Origin of the sequence: Blautia sp. OM07-19 (genome assembly GCF_003481595.1) — a bacterium.
GTDB lineage: Bacteria > Bacillota > Clostridia > Lachnospirales > Lachnospiraceae > Blautia_A > Blautia_A intestinihominis.
Map to the genome: position 1 here is coordinate 1 of NZ_QULA01000066.1, position 1,041 is coordinate 1,041.

Sequence of the window (1,041 nt, forward strand, 5' to 3'; positions counted from 1 at the left end):
ATGGATTTGTATATGAAGTAGACTACTCTCATATCCGAAAAATGAATACCCTGCTGGGCAATATCAGCAGCAATTTGAATCAGATCACCCATCGTATAAACAGTACCAATACAGTTTACCCAAAGGACCTGGACGATATAAAGGAGTTAATGGAAAAAATATGGCAGTTACAAAAATCCATGGTATCAAAACAACCGTTGATAAAGCAATAGAATACATCTGCAATCCAGATAAAACTGACCAGAATCTATATATTTCTTCCTTTGCCTGCTCTCCCGAAACAGCCGTTCTTGACTTTAAATACACTTTGGATCATACACATGACTGCAGAGATCCGCACAATACAAATAAGGCATTTCATCTGATTCAGGCATTTTCCCCTGGTGAAGTTTCCTATGAAGAAGCCCATCAAATTGGCAAAGAACTTGCGGATCGCTTACTGGAGGGAAAATACTCCTATGTTCTGACAACACACACTGATAAAGGTCATGTACATAACCATTTAATTTTCTGTTCTGCAGATAACATCACTTTTTCTCATTACCATGACTGTAAAAAGAATTACTGGAAAATACGAAATCTCAGCGACACTTTATGCCAGGAACATAACCTGTCCACAATTATGCCAGATGGTAAAAAAGGAATGAAATACAATGAATGGGCTGCAAATAAATCTGAATCCAGTAAAAAAGCGCAGCTGCGAAAAGATATCAACCAGACAATCCGAATCGTTTCCACTTATTCAGAATTTCTTGCATTTATGGAAGCTAAAGGATATGAAATAAAAAACGCAGAATTTGGCGAAAACAGCAGAAAATACATTACCTTTCGTTCTCCCGATATGTCCCGTCCAGTGCGTGGAAGTGCTAAATCTTTAGGAAAAAATTTTACTAAAGAACGTATCAAAGAACGCATTGAAAATAAACGTCAGAAAGCTATTTTTCCTTCTGCTCATAACAAATTAATAGATACCAATGCTCCCAATATAGCAGGAAACATTGGGCTTCAGAAATGGGCAAATAAGGAAAATTTAAAAATTGT

The 1,041-nt window shown here is 36.7% G+C and carries 2 protein-coding genes; both read left to right on the top strand.

From position 1 onward, the window contains the following. Window positions 1-41: 41 nt before the first annotated feature. Window positions 42-212, top strand: a complete 171-nt coding sequence (gene mobC, locus DXC01_RS19585) for a plasmid mobilization relaxosome protein MobC (protein WP_243111681.1) — start codon at window positions 42-44, stop codon at window positions 210-212. After that, a partial coding sequence (locus DXC01_RS20820; protein ID WP_243111679.1) for a relaxase/mobilization nuclease domain-containing protein occupies window positions 161-1,041 on the top strand: 881 nt, incomplete at its 3' end. The genes mobC and DXC01_RS20820, both read left to right, overlap by 52 nt.

What these genes read in the sequence shown, in the direction of transcription:
- mobC (WP_243111681.1), top strand. Translation starts at nt 42, where the DNA reads ATGAATACCCTGCTGGGCAATATCAGCAGCAATTTGAATCAGATCACC.